Annotated in this window: 20 protein-coding genes and 1 riboswitch; of the genes, 14 read left to right on the top strand and 6 right to left on the bottom strand. The window is 68.3% G+C overall.

Annotation, left to right across the window (positions count from 1 at the left end; genetic code table 11):
- The first annotated feature begins 25 nt into the window (after window positions 1-25).
- Window positions 26-586, top strand: coding sequence for a GtrA family protein (locus tag ACWDUA_RS23260; protein ID WP_449753388.1), 561 nt, complete (start codon window positions 26-28; stop codon window positions 584-586).
- Here ACWDUA_RS23260 and ACWDUA_RS23255 read toward each other — a convergent pair.
- The 3 genes from ACWDUA_RS23255 to ACWDUA_RS23245 are packed head-to-tail and all read right to left on the bottom strand — an operon-like array spanning window position 558 to window position 3,278.
- Entirely contained in the window at window positions 558-1,892 is a 1,335-nt protein-coding gene (locus ACWDUA_RS23255) for a sensor histidine kinase (RefSeq protein ID WP_449753387.1), read from the bottom strand. The two genes, ACWDUA_RS23260 and ACWDUA_RS23255, sit on opposite strands and share 29 nt — an antisense overlap.
- A gap of 26 nt (window positions 1,893-1,918) precedes the next feature.
- Window positions 1,919-2,596: a response regulator transcription factor gene (locus tag ACWDUA_RS23250; protein WP_449753386.1), complete on the bottom strand. Its 678-nt coding sequence runs from the start codon at window positions 2,594-2,596 to the stop codon at window positions 1,919-1,921.
- Between the two features lie 22 nt (window positions 2,597-2,618).
- Window positions 2,619-3,278, bottom strand: a complete 660-nt coding sequence (locus ACWDUA_RS23245) for a PH domain-containing protein (RefSeq protein WP_449753385.1) — start codon at window positions 3,276-3,278, stop codon at window positions 2,619-2,621.
- 92 nt (window positions 3,279-3,370) lie between these two features.
- Here ACWDUA_RS23245 and ACWDUA_RS23240 point away from each other — a divergent pair, with 92 nt between their 5' ends.
- Entirely contained in the window at window positions 3,371-4,054 is a 684-nt protein-coding gene (locus tag ACWDUA_RS23240) for a hypothetical protein (RefSeq protein WP_449753384.1), read from the top strand.
- 39 nt (window positions 4,055-4,093) lie between these two features.
- On the opposite strand, the gene ACWDUA_RS23235 is transcribed toward ACWDUA_RS23240, so the two are convergent.
- The gene (locus ACWDUA_RS23235) at window positions 4,094-4,915 is read right to left on the bottom strand and encodes a biotin--[acetyl-CoA-carboxylase] ligase (protein ID WP_449753383.1); all 822 of its coding nucleotides are present in this window, start codon (window positions 4,913-4,915) and stop codon (window positions 4,094-4,096) included.
- Window positions 4,916-5,054: 139 nt separating this feature from the next.
- Here ACWDUA_RS23235 and ACWDUA_RS23230 point away from each other — a divergent pair, with 139 nt between their 5' ends.
- From ACWDUA_RS23230 to ACWDUA_RS23220, 3 genes are read left to right on the top strand one after another with little or no spacing between them, the layout of a single operon-like run.
- Window positions 5,055-6,683, top strand: coding sequence for an acyl-CoA carboxylase subunit beta (locus ACWDUA_RS23230; RefSeq protein ID WP_449753382.1), 1,629 nt, complete (start codon window positions 5,055-5,057; stop codon window positions 6,681-6,683).
- Complete coding sequence (locus ACWDUA_RS23225; protein ID WP_449753381.1) at window positions 6,680-6,934, top strand: acyl-CoA carboxylase epsilon subunit; 255 nt, start codon at window positions 6,680-6,682, stop codon at window positions 6,932-6,934. The genes ACWDUA_RS23230 and ACWDUA_RS23225 overlap by 4 nt, the downstream gene beginning before the upstream one ends.
- A 5-nt stretch (window positions 6,935-6,939) precedes the next feature.
- Window positions 6,940-7,626 carry a Maf family protein gene (locus ACWDUA_RS23220; RefSeq protein WP_449753380.1) on the top strand — a complete coding sequence of 229 codons (687 nt, stop codon included), beginning with the start codon at window positions 6,940-6,942 and terminating at the stop codon, window positions 7,624-7,626.
- A gap of 230 nt (window positions 7,627-7,856) precedes the next feature.
- Here ACWDUA_RS23220 and ACWDUA_RS23215 read toward each other — a convergent pair whose 3' ends face one another.
- Window positions 7,857-8,861 carry a neutral zinc metallopeptidase gene (locus tag ACWDUA_RS23215; RefSeq protein WP_449753379.1) on the bottom strand — a complete coding sequence of 335 codons (1,005 nt, stop codon included), beginning with the start codon at window positions 8,859-8,861 and terminating at the stop codon, window positions 7,857-7,859.
- Between the two features lie 189 nt (window positions 8,862-9,050).
- On the opposite strand from ACWDUA_RS23215, the gene ACWDUA_RS23210 reads away from it, so the two are divergent.
- The 5 genes from ACWDUA_RS23210 to ACWDUA_RS23190 all read left to right on the top strand — a co-directional run bounded on the left by ACWDUA_RS23210 (window position 9,051) and on the right by ACWDUA_RS23190 (window position 14,288).
- Entirely contained in the window at window positions 9,051-9,947 is an 897-nt protein-coding gene (locus ACWDUA_RS23210) for a sulfurtransferase (protein ID WP_449753378.1), read from the top strand.
- Window positions 9,944-10,417 (top strand): SufE family protein, encoded by a 474-nt coding sequence (locus tag ACWDUA_RS23205; protein WP_449753377.1) that lies wholly within the window; start codon window positions 9,944-9,946, stop codon window positions 10,415-10,417. Before ACWDUA_RS23210 ends, ACWDUA_RS23205 begins: the two co-directional genes overlap by 4 nt.
- 4 nt (window positions 10,418-10,421) lie before the next feature.
- Window positions 10,422-11,900, top strand: a complete 1,479-nt coding sequence (locus ACWDUA_RS23200) for a condensation domain-containing protein (RefSeq protein ID WP_449753376.1) — start codon at window positions 10,422-10,424, stop codon at window positions 11,898-11,900.
- A gap of 213 nt (window positions 11,901-12,113) precedes the next feature.
- Window positions 12,114-13,913, top strand: coding sequence for an acetyl/propionyl/methylcrotonyl-CoA carboxylase subunit alpha (locus tag ACWDUA_RS23195; protein WP_449753375.1), 1,800 nt, complete (start codon window positions 12,114-12,116; stop codon window positions 13,911-13,913).
- A gap of 24 nt (window positions 13,914-13,937) precedes the next feature.
- Window positions 13,938-14,288, top strand: a complete 351-nt coding sequence (locus ACWDUA_RS23190) for a hypothetical protein (protein WP_449753374.1) — start codon at window positions 13,938-13,940, stop codon at window positions 14,286-14,288.
- A gap of 39 nt (window positions 14,289-14,327) precedes the next feature.
- Here ACWDUA_RS23190 and ACWDUA_RS23185 read toward each other — a convergent pair whose 3' ends face one another.
- Complete coding sequence (locus ACWDUA_RS23185; protein ID WP_449753373.1) at window positions 14,328-14,870, bottom strand: nucleotidyltransferase family protein; 543 nt, start codon at window positions 14,868-14,870, stop codon at window positions 14,328-14,330.
- Window positions 14,871-15,095: 225 nt separating this feature from the next.
- Here ACWDUA_RS23185 and uraD (ACWDUA_RS23180) point away from each other — a divergent pair, with 225 nt between their 5' ends.
- The 4 genes from uraD (ACWDUA_RS23180) to metE all read left to right on the top strand — a co-directional run bounded on the left by uraD (ACWDUA_RS23180) (window position 15,096) and on the right by metE (window position 20,990).
- Window positions 15,096-17,081, top strand: a complete 1,986-nt coding sequence (gene uraD / locus ACWDUA_RS23180; RefSeq protein ID WP_449753372.1) for a 2-oxo-4-hydroxy-4-carboxy-5-ureidoimidazoline decarboxylase — start codon at window positions 15,096-15,098, stop codon at window positions 17,079-17,081.
- A gap of 10 nt (window positions 17,082-17,091) precedes the next feature.
- Complete coding sequence (gene uraD, locus ACWDUA_RS23175) at window positions 17,092-17,613, top strand: 2-oxo-4-hydroxy-4-carboxy-5-ureidoimidazoline decarboxylase (protein ID WP_449753371.1); 522 nt, start codon at window positions 17,092-17,094, stop codon at window positions 17,611-17,613.
- A 24-nt stretch (window positions 17,614-17,637) separates the two neighbouring features.
- Window positions 17,638-17,964, top strand: coding sequence for a hydroxyisourate hydrolase (gene uraH / locus ACWDUA_RS23170; RefSeq protein WP_449753370.1), 327 nt, complete (start codon window positions 17,638-17,640; stop codon window positions 17,962-17,964).
- A 396-nt stretch (window positions 17,965-18,360) separates the two neighbouring features.
- Window positions 18,361-18,567, top strand: a riboswitch (cobalamin riboswitch).
- Window positions 18,568-18,713: 146 nt separating this feature from the next.
- Window positions 18,714-20,990 (top strand): 5-methyltetrahydropteroyltriglutamate--homocysteine S-methyltransferase, encoded by a 2,277-nt coding sequence (metE, locus tag ACWDUA_RS23165; RefSeq protein WP_449753369.1) that lies wholly within the window; start codon window positions 18,714-18,716, stop codon window positions 20,988-20,990.
- Window positions 20,991-21,209: the final 219 nt, after the last annotated feature.

Below are 21,209 nucleotides of genomic sequence, written 5' to 3'. Positions count from 1 at the left end.
GGTCGGGGTCCTACACTCGTGTCTTGTGCCATTCATCGATGAGACCGTAGCCCGGCTGCCGGAGCCGGTCCGAGGGCTGGTGATGAAGCACCACGAGCTGATCAAGTTCGCCTTGGTGGGCGGCACCACGTTCATCTTCGACATGGTGATCTTCTACTCGCTGACGTTCACCGTGCTCGAGACCAAACCCGTCGTCGCGAAGATCATCTCGGGTGTGCTCGCCACCATCCTGAGCTACATCCTCAACCGCGAGTGGGCGTTCAAGAACCGCGGGGGCCGCGAGCGTGCGCACGAGGCCTTCCTGTTCTTCGGGATCAGCGGTATCGGCGTGCTGTTGCAGGCCGCACCGCTCTGGGTCGCCAACAATGTCTTCGACCTGCGTTCCAACCTCGGGTCGCTGGAACTCGCCGTCGTCGACTTCATCCTCGGATTCGTGATCGGCAACCTGCTGCAGATGGCGTTCCGGTTCTGGGCGTTGCGCAAGTTCGCCTTCCCCGAGGAGAACCTGCGCGGTGGCGACGCCGGGTCGACGGATCTCTACCCGAGTGTCGAGGAACTCAACGATGAGGAACTCGGTCACGCCTGACCTGCGATCGCGGCGAGCCCGATCCGGGCGCCCCCGATCCCGTGGCTGACGCCGAGGGCACCACCACCGAGAAGATCGGCGGCCGGCGGCGGCTCAGTTCCAGGCGACCACCGTCGGCCTCGACCAGCGCACGCGCCAGCGACAATCCGACACCGTTGCCCGCACCCGCGGAGAACCCACGCCGGAAGATGTCCTGCACCAGGTCGTCGGGCACACCCGTGCCGTCGTCGGCGACGGTGATCCGCACCATGTCGCCGGCCAGTGCCCCCACACCGATCCGGCAGTCACCGGCACCGTGCTGCAGGGCGTTGTCGACCAGCACGCTGACCGCCTCCCGCAATCTGCCGGGGTGCGCCGACAGTGCCACGGGCCGCCCCGTGTAGGTGGTGCGCAGCCGTCGGCCGTGTGCGTCGAAGGCGTTCTCGAAGTCCCCGACCAGCGTGGTGATCAGTTCGGTGACGTCCAGTCGTACCGGCTCGGCGGGGTCGTTGCGGGACGCGGCGACCATCTCGTCGAGTTCGTTGGCGAGCCGTTCGACCTGCGCGAGCCCGGCCTCGGCCTCGTGGACGACGGCGGGGTCCTCGTGTAACGACAGTTCGTCGAGACGCAACTGGATGGCGGTGAGCCGGCTGCGCAGCTGATGCGAGACGTCACCGACGATCTCGCCCTCACGTTCCAGTCGCAGCGCGATCTCGGTGTTCGCGTCGCCGAGCGCCCGCGACACCCGGTCGAGTTCGGTGATGCCGTAGGTCTTCCACTCCGACCGGAAGTCACCGCGCGCCATCGCCGCGGCACGGTCGGCGAGGTCGATCAGCGGGTCCGCGATCCGTCCGGCGGTGACGGCAGCGGCGACCGTACCCGCGGCCAGCGACGACGCGACCACCAGCAGCACGATGCCGACGGCGGCGAGCTGGTCGTTGCGGACGTCGTCGAGCGGGATCTCCAGGACCAGCGATCCGGCGTCGCCGAGGCCGATGCTGTCGGTCATCGCACGTCCGACGATGACGGCGCCGACGGTGCGACTCAACGACCGGCCGCTGTCCTCGGTGTAGGTGAGGATCAGCCGACCACCGTCGGGGACCAGCGCGCGCACCGATGCGGTGTCCAGGCGGTTCGGGTCGAGCGCGGCGTCATGGCCGTCGTCGGTGCGGATGAGCTGATCGGAGATCGATTTGAGGCGGCCGTCGAGCGTCTGGTGCGCGTTGTCCCCGACCCACCACCAGGCGATCACCGACAACGGGATACCCAGCAGGGCGCCGACCGCCACCAGCATGGCGATCATGGTGTACAGGATGCGGCGACGCATGGGCGGAACCGGTCAGTGGCCGCGGGTCACGGATCGAACCGGAACCCGACGCCGCGCACGGTCACGATGTGGCGGGGCCGATCGTGCCGGTCGTCGCCGATCTTCCGACGCAGCCACGAGATGTGCATGTCCAGGGTCTTCGACGACCGCAGGTCGGCCGATCCCCACACCTCGGTGAGGATCTCGTCCCGGCCGACCACCTCACCGGCACGTTCCATCAGGAACCGCAGGAGGTCGAACTCACGGTTGGCCAGGACCAGGTCCTGGCCGTCGACGAGCACCCGACGTCCACGGGCATCGAGGCGGATGTCACCACCCTCGAGGACCACGTCGTCGGCGGTCTGCCGGCGACGCAGCAGAGCACGCACCCGGGCCAGCAGTTCGGCCAGCCGGAACGGTTTGCCGACGTAGTCGTCGGCGCCGGCGTCGAGGCCGACGACGAAGTCCACCTCGTCGGTGCGGGCGGTGAGCATCAGAACGGCCAGCTCCGGCCGGCGGGCACGCACCCGCCGACACACTTCCAGACCGTCCATCTCGGGCAGCCCGAGATCGAGGATCACCAGTTCGAAGCCGCCGTCGACGGCACGTTCGAGGGCCTCGGTGCCGGTGCCGACGACCTCACAGCCGTATCCCTCCCGGGACAGGGCACGGGCCAACGGTTCGGCGATCGCGGTGTCGTCCTCGGCGAGCAGCACATCGGTCACGGGGCAATCCTCTCCCGGCGGGTCATCGGCGGGCCCGGCGGCCGCGGGCGTTGTCGGAATCCGGGTCGGCGTCGTGGTCGCGCCGGCGATCATCCCACCGGTCGTCCCGGTGGCCGTCGTCCCTGCCGGAGTCGCCCCTCCCGGAGTCGCCCCTGCCGGAGTCGCCCCTTCCGGAGTCGCCCCTGCCCACGATGTCGAGCACCTCGTGGTAGAGCAGCGCGTGCACCTTCTCGACCTGGGGGATGTCGTTGAACTCGAGCGGGTCGTCGGAGGCGGACTCGATCATCAGGGTGCCGGTCCGCAGCATCCGGTCGATGGGTCCGTGGCGGAACTCGACGGTGTTGATCCGGCCGATCGGGATGTCGATACCCGACCGGGTGAGGATGCCGTTGCGGAAGATGACACGCCGGTCGGTGAGCACGAAGTGCGTGGTCTTCCACGACACCAGTGGCCGCACGAAGAACCAGATCGCCGCTGCCGCCCACAACACGCCGATCGCGATGTCGGCGACCATCGCAGACGTCGAGGTGAGTCCGGTCGAGGAGACCACACCGAGCAGCAGGCCCGCGACGGCGCTGATGAGCACGAAGAGCAGGAACGGCCCCAACAGGCATTTCCAGTGCGGATGTCGGTGCAGCACGATCCGTTCACCGGGCGCCAGGTTCTCCCGTGGATATGCCATGGGGTCAGCATAGGCGCGGAGCGTCGGAAGGACGGGTCACCGTCGGTAGACTGACGACCGATATTCCGTTCGACGAGGTTCAGGAGACGCTCATGACCTATCGCGACCCCCGGGATCCGCGCACGTCGAAGTATGAGCCCGGGTACGCACCGGACTCCCGTGCGTACAGCCGCCAGGACCCCGTCTATCAGGACCCCGCATATCAGGACCCCGCATATCAGGACCCCGCATATCAGGACCCCGCGAATGCCTACGGGCAGAACTCGTACGCGCAGAACGCCTACGGACAGACTCCCGGACGCCGGGATGCCCACGCACAGCAGTCGCGGCCACGCAAGCATGTCGGCCCCGACATCAACGTCGGCATGTTCGTCGGCGGCATCGTGATGACCGGAGTGGTCACCGGATTGGCCGCATGGCTGGTGGCGTGGATCATCCGCAGCATCGTGGACCAGGTCAACGCCAGTGGCCGGTTCGGTATCTGGAACCCGGTCGCCAACGACGAGATCTGGTTCGCGCTCACCGGTTTCCTGTGCGCCATCGCCGCGGGAGCGCTGTGGTACGTGCTGCAGATCATCACCCCGACCCCCGACGCGTTCTTCCGCTGGATCGTCGGCCTGCTGATCGCGGCGTCGGTGATCATCCCGATCGTCGCCTACGCCTCCGGCCAGATCTCGGTGGGGATCGGCACCGCCGTCATGCACCTCGTGATCGGGTTGCCGATCTTCTCCCTGGTGCCGGCGATGGGACACAAGAGCATCAACACCGGACGCTGACCCACCCCGGCGGGAGCCCGGCCACGCCGGCGCCGGTCCTCAGTCCTCCTCGGGCCGCAGGTGTACGACGTCGGCGGCGGTGGCGCTGACCTGTTCCCCACTTTCGGTGCGGACCACGATCCGCCCGTCGGGGTCGACGTCGACGGCGGTACCGACCCGCACGTCGTCGCCCGGCAGGATCAGCCGCACGCGACGGCCGAGGGTGTCGCAGCGGTCACGGTAACGGCGGGTGATGGTCGCGAGATCCTCCGGCCACCCCAGCCCACCAAGCGCCAGCAGGTAGTCGACGGCCAGTGCGGCGGCATCGACCGGTTCACCCAGTTCGATCCGCAGGCTCGTCGCCGTCGGCACCGGCAGTTGCTCGGCGGTCATGTCGGTGTTGAAACCGGTTCCGACCACCGCGATCCCGCCGGGAACCGAGTCGGTCGCGGCCACGTACTCGGCGAGGATCCCCGACACCTTCTTGTCACCGATGAGCACGTCGTTGGGCCACTTCAGCATCGCCCGCAGCCCGGTCGTCGCCTCGATCGCGGTGGCCACGGCGAGCCCGGTGGCCAGCGACAGCCATCCCAGCGTGTCGGTGTGGCCGCGGACCGGCAGCACCGCCGACACCGCCAGCTGCGCACCGGCCGGCGCCTCCCATACCCGCGAGTGCCTGCCACGACCGGCGGTCTGGTCGGTGGTGAGGCGGACGGTCCCGACGATGTCGGCCTCCGATGCCCGCGCCACGAGGTCGGCGTTGGTCGACCCGGTCGAGTCCACCACCTCCACCCGCTGCCAGATCGTGCCCGCCAATCGGTGGCCGAGCCGGTCGATGCCGGCACGCAGATCCGTGGGGTTGCCAGGGGTGAGATCGGTCATGACCTGTCACCCTACGGGGCGCTGACCTGCTTCGGACGCGGTATCCCTGTTCCCCGACCGATCGCTCGGGAACATGAGTGAAATCTCACGTTGGGGCGGGTTGACGGGGGTCACACTCCTCTGGCTAGCATCGGATTCCATGACCACTGCTTCGTCCGACTCCGGCGCCGCGCCGAACATCCACACGACGGCCGGAAAACTCGCCGATCTGCGCCAGCGACTCGAGGAAGTCAAACACCCGGTCGGCGAGGCCGCGGTGGAGAAGGTCCACGCCAAGGGCAAGATGACCGCCCGCGAGCGCATCGAGAACCTGCTCGACGAGGGCTCGTTCGTCGAGCTCGACGCCCTCGCCCGCCACCGCAGCATCAACTTCGGTCTCGCCGACCGCCGGCCGCTCGGCGACGGCGTGGTCACCGGCTACGGCACCATCGACGGCCGCGAGGTGTGTGTCTTCTCGCAGGACGTCACCGTCTTCGGCGGCAGCCTCGGCGAGGTCTACGGCGAGAAGATCGTCAAGGTCATGGACCTGGCGATCAAGACCGGCCGCCCGCTGATCGGGATCAACGAGGGTGCCGGTGCCCGTATCCAGGAGGGTGTGGTCTCCCTCGGCCTCTACGCCGACATCTTCTACCGCAACGTCCGTGCATCCGGAGTGATCCCGCAGATCTCCCTGATCATGGGTCCCGCCGCCGGCGGCCACGTGTACTCCCCCGCGCTGACCGACTTCGTGGTGATGGTCGACAAGACCAGCCAGATGTTCGTCACCGGCCCCGACGTCATCAAGACCGTCACCGGTGAAGACGTCACCATGGAGGATCTGGGCGGCGCCCAGACCCACATGACCAAGTCGGGTGTGGCGCACTACGTCGGCGCCGACGAGCAGGACGCCCTCGACTACGTCAAGGAGCTGCTGGGCTACCTGCCGAGCAACAACCGCGCCGAGCCGCCGCGTCTGCCGGTCGCGAGTCCGGCCGCCGGGTCGATCGAGGAGACCCTCACCGACGAGGACCTCGAGCTCGACACCCTGATCCCGGATTCGGCCAACCAGCCGTACGACATGCACGAGGTCATCCGCCGCATCGTCGACGACGAGGAGTTCCTCGAGGTCCAGGCCGAGCGTGCGAGGAACATCATCGTCGGCTTCGGCCGGGTGGACGGTCGCAGCGTGGGTATCGTCGCCAACCAGCCGACCCAGTTCGCCGGCTGCCTCGACATCGACGCCGCGGAGAAGGCCGCACGCTTCGTGCGCACCTGCGACGCGTTCAACGTGCCGATCGTGACCCTGGTGGACGTCCCGGGCTTCCTGCCCGGCACCGACCAGGAGTACAACGGCATCATCCGCCGCGGCGCCAAGCTGCTCTACGCCTACGGCGAGGCCACCGTCGGCAAGATCACCGTCATCACCCGCAAGGCCTACGGCGGCGCGTACGACGTGATGGGCTCCAAGCACATGGGTGCCGACGTCAACCTGGCCTGGCCGACCGCACAGATCGCGGTGATGGGCGCCTCGGGTGCGGTGGGCTTCGTCTATCGCGGCCGCCTCAAGGAGGCCGAGGCCAACGGTGAGGACGTCGACGCACTGCGTCTGGAACTGCAGCAGGAGTACGAGGACACCCTGGTCAACCCGTACGTCGCCGCCGAACGTGGCTACGTCGACGCGGTGATCCCGCCGAGCCACACCCGCGGGCAGATCGCCACCGCGCTGCGGCTGCTGGAGCGCAAGATGGTCACCATGCCCCCGAAGAAGCATGGGAACATCCCCCTGTGAGCACCGACGAGACCGTGAGCACCGGCGTGACCGCCGGGGAGAGTACCGCCGCGACCGCCCCCTTCCTGCGTGTGGTGAGTGGCAACCCGACCGACGAGGACGTCGCCGTGCTGGTGTCCGTGGTCGCCGCGGCCGCCGGATCGGGCGCGGCCCCGGCCGACTCCGAACCCCGTAACGACTGGGGACGTCCGGTGGACCGGCTGCGCCCGCAGTGGGGTTCGCCGCTGAGTTTCACCAACCAGGGCTACTGACGCCGGTGACCACCGCCGGACGCACACCGCGCTATGAGGTGATCCTGGGGTCGGCGTCGCCGGCGCGGCTGTCGGTGTTGCGCCGGTCGGGGCTCGACCCCCGGGTCGTGGTCTCCGACGTCGACGAGGACTCCGTCCTGGAGGGACTTCTCGGCGCCCCACCCGAGGATGTGGTGGCCCGGCTGGCGATGGCCAAGGCCGATGCGGTGGTCGCCCGGCTGGTCGCCGAACGCTCCGACGCCGACACAGACCCCGACGCAGGCGACGACCGTACGGTGGTGATCGCCTGCGACTCGATGCTGTTGTTCCGCGGGGCACTGACCGGCAAGCCACACACCCCCGACGTGGCGATCGCCCAGTGGAAGCGTGTGCGCGGCCATTCGGCGCAGCTGCTGACCGGCCATCACGTGAGCGTGCTGTCGGGACTGGACGTGGTGGTCTCGGCCAACGACACCTGCACCACCACCATCGAGTTCGCCGATGCGACCGACTCCGAGATCGAGTCGTACGTGGCCACCGGCGAACCGCTGCAGGTGGCCGGTGGGTTCACCCTCGACGGTCTCGGGGCGTGGTTCGTCGACGGCATCGACGGCGATCCGTCGTCGGTGATCGGCATCGGCCTGCCCACGGTGCGCCGGCTCCTGCGGCGGGTCGGGATCGCCGTCGCCGATCTCTGGCAACCCCCGTCCTGATCACCGCGCCGCGATGACCCGCCCGATCTGAACCGCCGACACCGACTCACCGGTGTCGGCGGTAACGCGCTCCCTGCGGCCCAGCAAAGCCTGCGCCGCCCCGCAATCCCGGCGCCGCCCCGCAATCCCGGCGCCGCCCCGCAATCCCGGCGCCGCCCCGCAATCCCGGCGCCGCCCCGCAATCCCGGCGCCGCCCCGTAATCCCGGCGCCGCCCCGTGCCGCCGACCGGTCAGCCGAAGACCTCCGGCCAGTATTTGGTGAAGCAGTTCACCGGCTGTCCCTGCTTGAGCGACGGCCCGAAGAACCCGAGCGAGATCGCGCCGATCCGCTGCGTGGCGGTGCCGTGCCCCTGACCGGGCGCGGGGTCGCCGATCTTCTGCAGCAGTGCGACGGCCTGGGTGATGTCGGCGATGGACAGCTGGTGACGTTTGAGCACGGTGGCCGCCCAGTTGCCGGCCAGGCAGTCGGCGATCAGCTCGGCGTTCTCTCCGCGCGGTTCCGACCGCGGACCGAGGCCACCGGCCTGCACGATGCGATCGACGACGGCGTGCCCGTACTCGTGGGCCACCACCGTCGCCGCGGTGAACTCGCCCTGGAATCCGCCGATCTGATCGAGCGGCCCCTGGACCAGGAATGTGCCGGTCCAGATCCCGACGAAGGTCTCCACCGGCAGGATCACCGACCCGGTGACCCGCTGCCCCGAACCGGTGGCGGCCGCGTCCAGCGGGCAGAAGAAGGCATTGGGGGTGTCGGACTCCACCACCGTGTCGCGGTCGTCCTCGTCGGTGCAGGACGAGCGGAAGGTCTCGCCCGACTCGACCAGCACGCGACCGGGATCGGGGTTGCCCCAACCCAGTTCGTCGAACCACGGGCCCCAGGTGCCGTCGAGGTCGTCGAGCACCGAGGCCAGGTAGGCCGGGACCTGCTTCTGCGCGTTGTCGGCGGTGATGTCGCCCTGCATCAACGACGACGTCGGCACCGGCAGCGCGGGGCAGGTCCCGGCGGTGCAATCACCGGGGACCGAGCCGGTCGGCGCCGACGACGACCGTGTGGTGCTGCTGCGCGGGGTACTCGAGGCCGTCGACGACCCGGATGCCGTGGTCGCGGTGGTGGTGCCCGGAGACCGGGGCTGGGCGGCTTCGTCGCCACCGCCGTTCGAGCACGCGGCGAGCCCGATCGCCGTGACCGCGATCGCGACGACGAATCGGAGACGGGCCGAACCTGGACGGATCATGTGAGGAATCTAGCAACGCTTCGGGGCCTGGCCGAGTGGTCTGTCACCAGTTGAATGACCGGCAGCAGATCGCGGCGAATCGCCGCACCGACCCGGTTGGCCGCCCACCGCACCCCGCGACTCGGTAGGCTCTCCTGCGGGACCGCGCAGCCCGCCGATCCATGACCCACCGTGGGAGAGGTTGTTCAGTTGAGCGTTGAGACCGACCAGAATCCGGCCTTCGCCGATTACGCGCACCCCGAGCGACTCGTCACGACGCAGTGGCTCTCGGCGCATCTGGGCACCAAGGGACTCAAGATCATCGAGAGCGACGAGGATGTGTTACTCTACGACATCGGACACATCCCGACCGCACAGAAGGTCGACTGGCACCTCCATCTCAACGATCCGGTCACCCGCGACTACATCAACGGTGAACAGTTCGCAGAACTGATGCGCAGCAAGGGAATCGAGCGCGACGACACCATCGTCATCTACGGCGACAAGTCCAACTGGTGGGCCGCGTACGCACTGTGGGTGTTCACCCTCTTCGGTCACGAGGACGTGCGGTTGCTCGACGGCGGCCGTGACGCGTGGATGGCCGAGGACCGCGACACCTCCTTCGACGTCCCCGAGTACCCCCGCTCGGACTATCCCGTCGTCGAGCGTGACGACTCCGCGATCCGTGCGTTCGCCGCACAGGTCCGTGAGTCGCTGGGCATCGAGCCGCTCATCGACGTCCGCTCCCCGCAGGAGTACACCGGCGAGCGCACCCACATGCCCGACTACCCGGAGGAGGGTGCACTGCGCGGCGGTCACATCCCCACCGCGGTGTCGATCCCGTGGGCCAAGGCGGCCGCACCCGACAGCCGCTTCCGCAGCCGCGCCGAACTCGACGAGATCTACGGCGGACTCGACCCGCAGACCCCGACCATCGCCTACTGCCGGATCGGTGAGCGCTCGAGCCACACGTGGTTCGTGCTGACCCATCTGCTCGGATTCGGCAACGTCCGCAACTACGACGGTTCGTGGACGGAGTGGGGTAACGCCGTGCGTGCACCGATCGTCGTCGGCGACGAGCCGGGCACCGCACCCAGCTCGTCATGAGTCTGCCCCCAGCTCTCGCAGAGATCGTCGACGACTTTGCGGCCGTGGGAGATTCGGACCGGGTCACCATGCTGCTGGAATTCGCCGGCGAGCTGCCCGACCTTCCCGAGGACCTGCGCACCGAGGCGATGGAACCGGTACCGGAGTGCCAGTCCCCGGTGTTCTTGTCGGTCGACGCCGCCGACCCGGAGCGGGTGCACCTGTTCTTCAGCGCACCCCGGGAGGCACCCACCACCCGCGGGTTCGCCTCGATCCTGCATCAGGGTCTCGACGGTGCGTCGGCGGCGGAGATCCTCGCCGTGCCGGGCGATTTCTACCATGATCTCGGGCTGGCCGCAGCGGTCAGCCCGCTGCGTCTGCGCGGGATGGCCGGGATGCTCGGCCGGATCAAGTCACAGGTGCGCACGCAGACCGGAGCGGGCCCCGCCGGTACCGATTCCGCGTCCGCTCCCCCGACCCCGCCGACGTAGGGCCGTGAAGTTCATCCAGATCCTCGAGGAGCCGATCGCACCGGGCGGGCTCGTCGAGTGGACCCCGTTCACCCCGGGCGGCCTGGGTACCTGGAGCCCGGACCCGCGGTTGACCTCCCACAACCACGAACAGCATCTGCGGGCCGCGTTCGAGTATCGTGCGCGCACCCATCGGGAGGGCGGCCGCGAGTCGTGGCTGGGCGTGTCCGTCGACTTCGACGAACCGCTGTCGATCCCGGCGTTGCGCGCGACACTGCGCTTCTGGATCGACCGGCACGAGGTGTTGCGCAGTCACGTCGTGATCACCCGCGACGGGTTGCGGCGGCTGACCACCGCACCGGGCACCGTCCGGCTGAACATGGGTCGGATCGGCTGGTACACCGATCCCGGGCCGCTCGTCGAGCAGCTGGCCGGCTCCTTCGACCGCGCCACCGCCCCGATGCACTGGCCCGCCTACCTGTTCGCGACGATCGGCCGGGAGTCGTCGTTCACGCTGATCTTCGCCGCCGACCACTCGCTGGTCGACGGGTACTCGCTGATCATGGCCCAGCACGAGCTGACCACGATCTACCGTGCGATGCGCGACCACCAGCCGGTGGAGCTGCCCGAGGTGGGCAGTTACGTCGACTTCAGCGCCGCCGAGCGACGACAGGCCGATCAGGACGGCGCCGACCACCCGGCGGTGAGCACCTGGAGCCGGTTCCTGAAGGCCGGGAGCGGCGACATGCCCGCCCTGCTGTCGGACGCACCCGACGCCACCGGAGCCGAGCACCCGACCGCGCCGATCACCTCATCGACCACCGCGGCCGCACCGGAACCGACCGCGGGCTGCGAACCGGCCCTGACCGGTGAACTTCCCCAGGAATCGAGGTCGGGGGTGATCGTCGACGACGACACCGCCAACCAGTTCGCCGCGGTCTGCGCCGAGGCCGGCGGGTCGCTCACCGCGGGGATCCTCGCCGCCTTCGCGATGGTCCACCACGACATCACCGGCGACCCCGAGTTCCGTTGCGTCCTGCCCCGGCACACGCGTGACGACACGCGATGGCTGGCCGCGCTCGGCTGGTTCGTCGCGGTTGCCCCGTTCGCTCTGGACATGTCGGACTCGCCCACCTTCGATCAGACCGTGGCGCGCTCGACCGCCGAGTTGAAGCACTCCCGGCAAGGTGCGTCGCTGCCGTATCTGCGGGTCGCCGAGCTGATCGGACGCAGCGGACATCCGCGGTTCGTGATCTCGTTCATCGACACCCGGTACGCGCCGCGGGCGGCCGAGGCCGACGCCGGCCGGGCGACGGTGTTGCGCAGTCACTCGTACTCCCCCGACGAGGTCTACATCTGGATCAACCGCACCCCGTCGGGCCTGCGGTATTCCACCCGTTTCCCGCACCGGACCGGGACGGACCTGGTGCCCGGGTTCCTCGACGCCTTCGCCACCTGCGTGCGGGCCGTCGCCGATGGCAGCACATTCAACTCGCGGATGTGACCCACACCTCCACCGATCGTTTGCTCGGTGGGTTAGGGTGAATGCCGGTGTGTGCGCCGCCTAGACTCCAGGGGGTGCGCCACGCCGGTCGCGGACACCCTGTTGTGACCGGTGCCCAGATCCCGATTTCGGCGCCCCAACCGGACGCCGTGCCGAACCGCCCCGTGGCGCGCACGCGACGCGGTGCCCCCGAAGTAAGGCCCAGGAGAACAAGTGCCCAGTCCCTCTGCCATCAGCAAGGTCCTCATCGCCAACCGTGGCGAGATCGCCGTCCGTGTGATCCGTGCCGCCCGTGACGCGGGGATCGCCAGTGTCGCGGTGTACGCCGAGCCCGACGCGAACGCGCAGTTCGTCAAGCTCGCCGACGAGGCCTTTGCGCTCGGTGGTCAGACCTCGGCCGAGTCGTACCTGGTCTTCGACAAGATCCTCGACGCCGCCCGGAAGTCGGGCGCCGACGCCATCCACCCCGGTTACGGCTTCCTCTCGGAGAACGCCGACTTCGCCCAGGCCGTGATCGACGCCGGCATCACCTGGATCGGTCCGTCACCGCAGTCCATCCGCGATCTCGGCGACAAGGTCACCGCCCGCCACATCGCACTCAAGGCAGAGGCCCCGATGGCACCGGGCACCAAGGATCCGGTCAAGGACGCCGACGAGGTCGTCGCCTTCGCCAAGGAGTACGGCGTGCCGGTCGCGATCAAGGCCGCCTTCGGTGGCGGCGGCCGCGGCATGAAGGTCGCCTACACCGTCGAGGAGATCCCCGAGCTGTTCGAGTCGGCCACCCGTGAGGCCATCTCGGCCTTCGGCCGCGGCGAGTGCTTCGTGGAGCGCTACCTGGACAAGGCCCGCCACGTCGAGGCCCAGGTGATCGCCGACCAGCACGGCAACGTCATCGTCGCCGGCACCCGCGATTGCTCGCTGCAGCGCCGCTTCCAGAAGCTGGTCGAGGAGGCCCCCGCGCCGTTCCTGACCACCGAGCAGCGTGAGCGCATCCATTCCTCGGCCAAGGCCATCTGCCGTGAGGCCGGGTACTACGGCGCCGGCACCGTCGAGTTCCTGGTCGGCAACGACGGCCTGGTCTCGTTCCTCGAGGTCAACACCCGCCTGCAGGTCGAGCACCCGGTCACCGAGGAGACCTCCGGCATCGACCTCGTGCGCCAGCAGTTCCGCATCGCGCAGGGCGAGAAGCTCGAGATCTCCGAGGATCCGACGCCGCGCGGACACTCCTTCGAGTTCCGGATCAACGGCGAGGACGCCGGACGCAACTTCCTGCCGGCCCCCGGCCCCATCACCGTCTACCGTGAGCCGTCCGGCCCGGGCGTGCGCGTCGACTCCGGCGTGGTGGCCGGCGACGTCATCGGCGGCCAGTTCGACTCCATGCTGGCCAAGCTGATCGTCACCGGTGAGACCCGCGAGCAGGCACTCGAGCGTGCCCGCCGCGCACTCGCCGAGTTCGAGGTCGAGGGTCTCGCGACCGTGCTGCCGTTCCACCGCCACATCGTGTCCAACCCCGCGTTCATCGGTCACACCGACGAGAACGGCGTCGAGTCGTTCGACGTCTACACCAAGTGGATCGAGACCGACTGGGTCAACCCGATCGAGCCCTACACCGGTGGCGAGGCCATCGAGGACGACGACATCGCACCGCGGCAGAACATCGTCGTCGAGGTCGGCGGCCGGCGCGTCGAGGTGTCGCTGCCGGGCGATCTGGCACTCGGTGGCGGGGGCGCCGCCGGTGGCGCGATCCGCACCAAGCCCAAGGCCCGCACCCGCAAGAAGGCCGCGGGCGCCGCGGCGTCGGGCGACGCCGTCACCGCTCCGATGCAGGGCACCGTGGTGAAGGTCGCCGTGGAGGAGGGCCAGACCGTGGCCGCCGGTGACCTGGTGGTGGTGCTGGAGGCCATGAAGATGGAGAACCCGGTGACCGCGCACAAGGACGGCGTCGTGACCGGCCTGGCGGTCGAGGCCGGTGCCGCGATCACCCAGGGCACCGTGCTGCTGGAACTGAAGTGACGTTCGCCTGATCGGGTTGCCTCAATGGAACCCATCGAGATCAACGCCGGGACGTGGTATCTGCGGGCGCTTCGCGCCGACGAACGGATCACCGACGTCCCGGCGTTGTCGACTCTCGGGATAGATCAGCCTGCCACGTATGTCGCTGCGGCCGAACATGATTGGCACACCGAGACCCGATTCACCTGGGCGGTGTGCATCCCCACCACCGGCGAGCTCGTCGCCGTGATCGGGGTCGACGCCGACCGCGGCCTGTGGGGTCGTTGCCGTGACGGCCACGACGAGGCACTCACCACGGCGATCGGCCCGGTCACACGGTTCGCCGACGGCGCGCTCGGACTCGGTGCCGTGGGGCCCCTCACCGACGGGCTCTGAGATCCCGATCGCCGGATCCCGCTCGCCGAATGTCCGGGGTCAGTCCGCCACGTCGTGATCGACCCCGGTCGCGAGATCGCCGCATTCCACCACCGTGACGTCGTCACGGCCGCGCAGATAGGTCTGTGCACCGACGTCACCGGCCAGAACCGCCCGGACGCCACCCAGATGGCCCGCGCCCAGATACACCGGATGACCGGGCCGACCGCCGTAGACGGCGCGGACGAGCGCGTCCCGCCGACCACCCGCGGTGGCCACGATCCGCGCCACCACGTCGGACCCCACGTCCGGCGTGTCAACAACATGTAAAACAACCCCGTCCATCTCGGGCCGATCGGCGACGTGATCGAGTACCGCACGCACACTCGCCGAGACTCCCACAGCCCAGTCCGGGACCGTCACCGCGTGCGACTCCGACGGCGGATCGACGAGTGCCGCTCCCATCGCGACCAGCACCTCGGCGCACCCGCCACGTCGCAGTGCATCGACCGCGATGTCGAGCCACTCTCCTTGCTGGGCAAGGATTTTCGGGATACCAAATCTTCTGCCCCCGCCGGCCGCGAGAACCGCACCGACATACATGGTCGATCCCCTTTCCGACGGTGACGAAGACCCGGGTCCACCACGTCCACGGTAGTGCCGCCCGACGGCAGCAGACCACCGAACGAGGCGTGGTTACACCACCGCAATATACGATCACGCGGTCGCGAGAACCGTTGCGCGGGTCCACTATTTAGCTGCTGATGCGGCGGTGTTCCTCATCCATCGCCGCATCGAACCATGTTCATCCGTCGCAGGGAGATGGCGATGTCCACCGACTCGGCCCCAGCCGCATCCGTACCAGCCAAGCGCAAGCGGGTTCATCCCGTCGACCAGGTGCCGCCCCCCGGCAGACTGGTCGCGCTCGGTGCCCAGCATGTCGTCGCCTTCTACGCCGGCGCGGTCCTCGTCCCGCTGCTGATCGCGCGGGCGATCGGCCTCGACAACGAGGCCCTCACCATGCTGATCACCGCCGATCTGTTCACCTGTGGCATCGCCTCGCTGCTCCAGTCGGTCGGCATCTGGAAGATCGGCGTGCGCCTCCCACTGCTGCAGGGCATCACGTTCGCGACCCTCGCCCCGGTGATCCAGATCGCCAATCAGCACGGCGGCGGCCGCGTCGGGCTCCAGACGGTGTACGGCGCGGTGATCGCGGCCGGTGTCTTCACCTTCCTGATGGCCCCGTTCTTCGCCAAACTGATCCGCTTCCTTCCGCCGGTGGTGACGGGAACGCTGATCACCATCATCGGTGTCTGTCTGATCCCGGTGGGTGCCGGCGATGCGGTGACCGATCCCAACCAGCACCTCAAGGATCCGGGCAACTGGAAGTGGGTGTGCTACGCCCTGGGCACCATCCTGCTGATCGTCCTGATGCAGCGGTTCTTCCGCGGCTTCATGGCCACCATCGCCATCCTGCTCGGTCTGGTGGTGGGCACCTTCGTGGCCTGGCTGTGCGGTGACGCGCACTTCTCGTCGGTCGGTGAGGCCAACTGGCTGGGCTTCACTCCGCCGTTCGCGTTCGGCTGGCCGCAGTGGGACGTCGTCGCCATCGTGTCGATGATCGTGGTGTTGCTGGTGGTCGCGGTGGAGTCGACCGGGTCGATCTTCGCGACCGGTGAAATCGTCGGCAAGCGGATCAAGGCCGACGACGTGGCCGCGGCGGTCCGCGCCGACGGTGTCGCCACCGTCATCGGCGGCTCGTTCAACTCGTTCCCGTACACCGCGTTCTCCGAGAACGTCGGCCTGGTGCGCCTGACCGGCGTCAAGAGCCGCTGGGTGGTGGCATGCGCCGGTGTCATCATGATCATCCTGGGTCTGCTGCCCAAGCTGGCCAAGGTGGTCGAGTCGATCCCCGCCCCGGTACTCGGCGGTGCGGCCCTGATCATGTTCGCGACCGTCGCGATCGTCGGTATCCAGACCCTGACCTCGGTGGACTTCACCGATCACCGCAATCTGATCATCTCCGCCACCTCGCTCGCGGTGGCACTCTACGTGCAGTTCTCGCAGTCGTCGGCACCGACCACCGTGATCGAGAAGGGCGCCCACGTCGACGTCCCGGCTCTGCCCGGCGTCGACCAGGCCATGCCCAACCTGATCCTGCAGATCCCGTTCTCGACCGGCATCACGATGGGTGCGATCACCGCAATCCTGTTGAACCTCCTGTTCTTCCACATCGGGAACAAGGGTCCGGCGGTGGCCGGCGGCGGAGCCATCACCCTCGACGAGGTCAACGAGATGAGCGTCGAGCAGTTCCGGGAGACCTTCGGCGACGTGGTGCAGGGTGTCGACTGGGTACTCGACCGGGCCTTCGACCAGCGTCCGTTCGAGGATGCCCACGACCTGCGCAGCGCCTTCCAGGAGGCCATGCTCACCGGCAGCGACACCGAACAGCTCGACCTGATCCGCGCCTTCCCCGATCTGGGCGCCGAGGACGAGGAGACCGGCGAACTGCAGGCCGTCGATCACAAGGGGCTCTCGCACCTCGAGGAGACCGAGCACGAGAACGTGGTGAACCTCGCCGCGGCGTATCGGGATCACTTCGGCTTCCCGCTGGTGATCTGTGCGCGCGAGACCGAACGCTACGACCGGGTGCTGCGCAACGGCTGGGCGCGCATGGACAATTCGTCGACGTCGGAGAAGTCGTTCGCGCTGATCGAGATCGCGAAGATCGCGAACTACCGGTTCGACGACCTCGTGGCCGATGCGAACCCGATCACCTCTGCCCGGTTCTCACGTCAGCCCGAACTCTCCTAGGCTGGTCTGCGTGCGAAGAGTCGATTGGCGAGGTTTGTCCAGTTTCAACGAGCTCAGTGAACGGCAGGCCATCAGTACCCTCTACGAATGCTGCAGTTCGTCGATCTGGGCGCTCCGCGTCGCCCGGGCCCGCCCGTTCTCCGACGACGACGCACTGCTCGACTATGCGGACCTGATCCTCGCCGAACTCACCGAGACCGACCTGGACGAGGCGTTGTCGGGGCATCCCCGAATCGGTGACCGTCCCGACAACCCCTCCTCCCATCGCGAGCAGTCGGGGGTTGCCGGGGCGGACGCCGCGGTGCTGGCCGAGTTGAAGGAACTCAACGCGGCCTACGAGAACCGCTTCGGGCACGTCTATCTGGTGTTCGCGAACGGTCGGCCGGCCGCGGAACTGCTGGGCATCCTCAAGGAACGCATACGCAACGACCCGGAGACCGAGCGCCGGGTGATGCGCATGGAACTGGGCAAGATCAATCGCAGCCGCCTTGCCCGGATGCTGACGCCCGCGGTCGAGTATGTTGACGACTGATCCGAGCTGAGGAGCAACGACGCGATGTCCGGTTTGTCCACCCATGTCCTGGATGCCACATCCGGTGCCCCTGCCGTCGGGATGTCGGTGATCCTGCAGGACGCCGCCGGCGGCGAGCTGGCGTCGGGGGTCACCGACGCCGATGGCCGCATCGGCCAGGTGACCACCGACGCCTTGGTCCCGGGTATCTACCACCTCGTGTTCGAGACCGGTGAATGGTTCTCCGACAACGATATCGAGGCGTTCTACCCCGAGATCGACATCTGCTTCACGGTCGACGACGCCGATCGGCACCACCACGTGCCGGTGTTGCTGAGCCCGTTCGCCTACTCGACGTATCGGGGCAGCTGATGCCACACGCCGGCTGAGCTGGACGTCCTCGCCCAGCTCAGCCGACCGGCCGTCGACACCCCGGCACGCTGCGCCCGACGCCAACCACCCCACACGATGGTTGAGCAGGACGTCCTCGCCCAGCGAAGCCGACCGACCGTCGACACCCCGGCACGCTGCGCCCGACGCCAACCACCCCACACGATGGTTGAGCAGGACGTCCTCGCCCAGCGAGGCCGACCGACCGTCGAAACCTCTGCAGGTTGCGCTGGGAGCCAACCACCGTCGCGCGGGCCCGCGACGACACAGTCGGCGCAGACAACAGAGCACTGTGCCGTGTTCCGGTATGGCTGTCCTATGATGGGCGGCGCAGTTGGTTCGCCGACCGGGATGTCATGGAGCCCCTACACCCGATCGTCGGCGTCGAGTCCGTGTGATGTCTGACGACGTCGGACGGGTGAGAGGGAATCCGGTGTGAATCCGGAACTGTCCCGCAGCGGTATGTCGAAACGACCGCCGTCACGTGCACTGGGCCCATGCCCGGGAAGCGACGGCCAGTAGGTTCCGCGGAGCGATCCGCGCCTGTCGACGAGTCCGAAGACCTGCCTCCTGTACCGGCCGCGCCGCGGTCGGTGGCTCGTCGCCTCGTGGACAGGGCGCAGGTCGGACATGCTGACTTCGAGGTCGCCTTCTCGCGTACCTCCCTGGGGCTGCCCGCCGTGCCCGCAATGGCGACGACCGTCGGAAACCATTGCAGGAGTGAATGTCTCATGTCCGAGAGGACCAACTCACCCTTTACCGCGACCGTGCTCGGCGCTCCCCGGATCGGTCCGCGTCGTGAACTCAAGCGCGCGATCGAGGCCTACTGGGCGGGGCGTCTCGACGCCGTCGAGCTCGAGGCCACTGCCGCCGGTCTGCGCGCCGACACTGTCGCACAGCTGTCGGCCGCGGGGCTCGATTCGATCCCGGTGAACACCTTCTCCTACTACGACCAGGTCCTCGACACCGCGGTGATGCTGGGCGCACTACCCGAGCGGGTTTCCGCGATCGCCGATCCACTGGACCGGTACTTCGCGGCCGCGCGTGGTACCGCCGACGTCGCCCCACTGGAGATGACCAAGTGGTTCGACACCAACTATCACTACCTGGTGCCGGAGATCGGCGCCGACACCAGCTTCACGCTGAACCCGGAGAAGGTGCTGGCCGAGGTCGCCGAGGCCCGCGACGCCGGGGTCAACGCACGCCCGGTGGTGATCGGTCCGATCACCTTCCTGGCGCTGTCGAAGCCGATCGGTGCGGGTTCGCCGCTCGACCGGATCAACGAGCTACTCCCCTGCTACCTGGAGCTGCTGCGTGTGCTGGCCGAGGCGGGTGTCGAGTGGGTGCAGATCGACGAGCCCGCCCTGGTCACCGATATCGCCTCGGGCCTTCCGTCGCTGTCCGGTTCGGTGTACTCGGCGCTGGCACAGGCGACGACGCGTCCGAAGATCTTGGTCGCCACCTACTTCGGTGATGCCGGGGAGGCACTGCCGGCGCTGGCCCGTTCGGGTGTCGACGGTGTGGCGGTGGATCTGATCGAGGGCCGCCTGGAGAGCGTCGTCGACGTCCCGGAGCTGTCGCGTCTGCATGTGGTCGCCGGTGTGGTCGACGGCCGAAACATCTGGCGCACCGATCTGGAGAAGGCTCTCGCCACCCTCGGCACCCTGCTGGGTTCCACCGGTTCGCTGGCGGTGTCGACGTCGTGCTCGACGCTGCATGTCCCCTACTCTCTGGAGCCGGAGACCGGGGTCGACGACAACCTGCGGGGCTGGCTGGCGTTCGGTGCCGAGAAGTACGTCGAGGTCGCCACCCTGTCGCGGGCGCTGACCGGCGGACGCGAGGCAGAGGCCGCCGCGTTCGACGCCTGTGCGGCTGCGTTGGCCACCCGCGCCACCGATCCGCGAGTGCACGTCGATGCCATACGTGAGCGTCTGGCTGCGGTGAGTGATGCCGACGTCACCCGTGGCGAGGCCGCCGAGCGGCTGGCCGCACAGAACGACCGGCTGGACCTGCCGCCGCTGCCGACGACGACGATCGGCTCGTACCCGCAGACCTCGGCGATCCGTCTCGCGCGTGCGGCACTGCGCAAGGGTGAGATCGATCAGGCCGGCTACGAGCAGAAGATGCGCGAAGAGATCAAGTCCGTGGTCGACCTGCAGGAGCAGATCGGCCTGGACGTCCTGGTTCATGGTGAGCCGGAGCGCAACGACATGGTGCAGTATTTCGCCGAGCAGCTCGACGGGTTCTTCACGACGGTCAACGGTTGGGTGCAGTCCTATGGCACACGTTGCGTGCGCCCGCCGATCCTGTTCGGCGACGTGGAGCGTCCGCACCCGATGACGGTCGACTGGATCACCTACGCCCAGAGCCTGACCACGAAACCGGTGAAGGGCATGCTGACCGGCCCGGTCACCATTCTGGCGTGGTCGTTCGTCCGTGATGATCAGCCGCTGTCGGAGTCGGCCGATCAGATCGCCCTGGCGATCCGCGACGAGACGGTGGATCTGGAGAACGCCGGTGTCGGCATCATCCAGGTCGACGAGCCTGCCCTGCGTGAGCTGCTTCCGCTGCGAAACGCCGACAAACAGGCGTATCTCGGGTGGGGGGTACGGGCATTCCGGCTCTCGACGTCGGGTGTCGCCGATGCGACCCAGATCCATACGCACCTGTGCTATTCGGAGTTCGGCGAGGTCATCGGTGCGATCGCCGAACTCGACGCCGACGTCACCTCGATCGAGGCGGCACGGTCGCACATGGAGGTGCTCGACGACCTCAACAGCGTCGGGTTCGCCAACGCCGTCGGCCCGGGTGTCTACGACATCCATTCGCCACGTGTTCCCGACACTTCGGAGATCGAGACCTCGCTGGCCGAGGCGCTCAGCGCCGTCGGCCCGCAGCGTCTGTGGGTCAACCCGGACTGTGGTCTCAAGACCCGCACCACCGATGAGGTCACCGCGGCCCTGACCAACATGGTCGCCGCCGCGAAGGCGGTGCGCGCCGGAGCCTGACGCCAGTCATCATGCCCGGCTCGACCAGCCTTTCGCGGTGCGTGGTCGAGCCGGGACCGAGCATCGTGAGACTCGAACATCATCTGCCGCAGACCCATTCGGTGGTTGAGCCGGGACCGAGCAGCGCGAGGACCCGTGTCGAAACCTCGGTAGCCCACCCTGGGTCCTACGGACGCGGGGGTTTCGGCTCAACCACTGTGTGGTGGTTGATGTTCGGTG

The sequence above is a fragment of the Gordonia sp. NPDC003376 genome, assembly GCF_053589235.1.
This window is presented reverse-complemented; position numbering and strand designations above follow the sequence as displayed.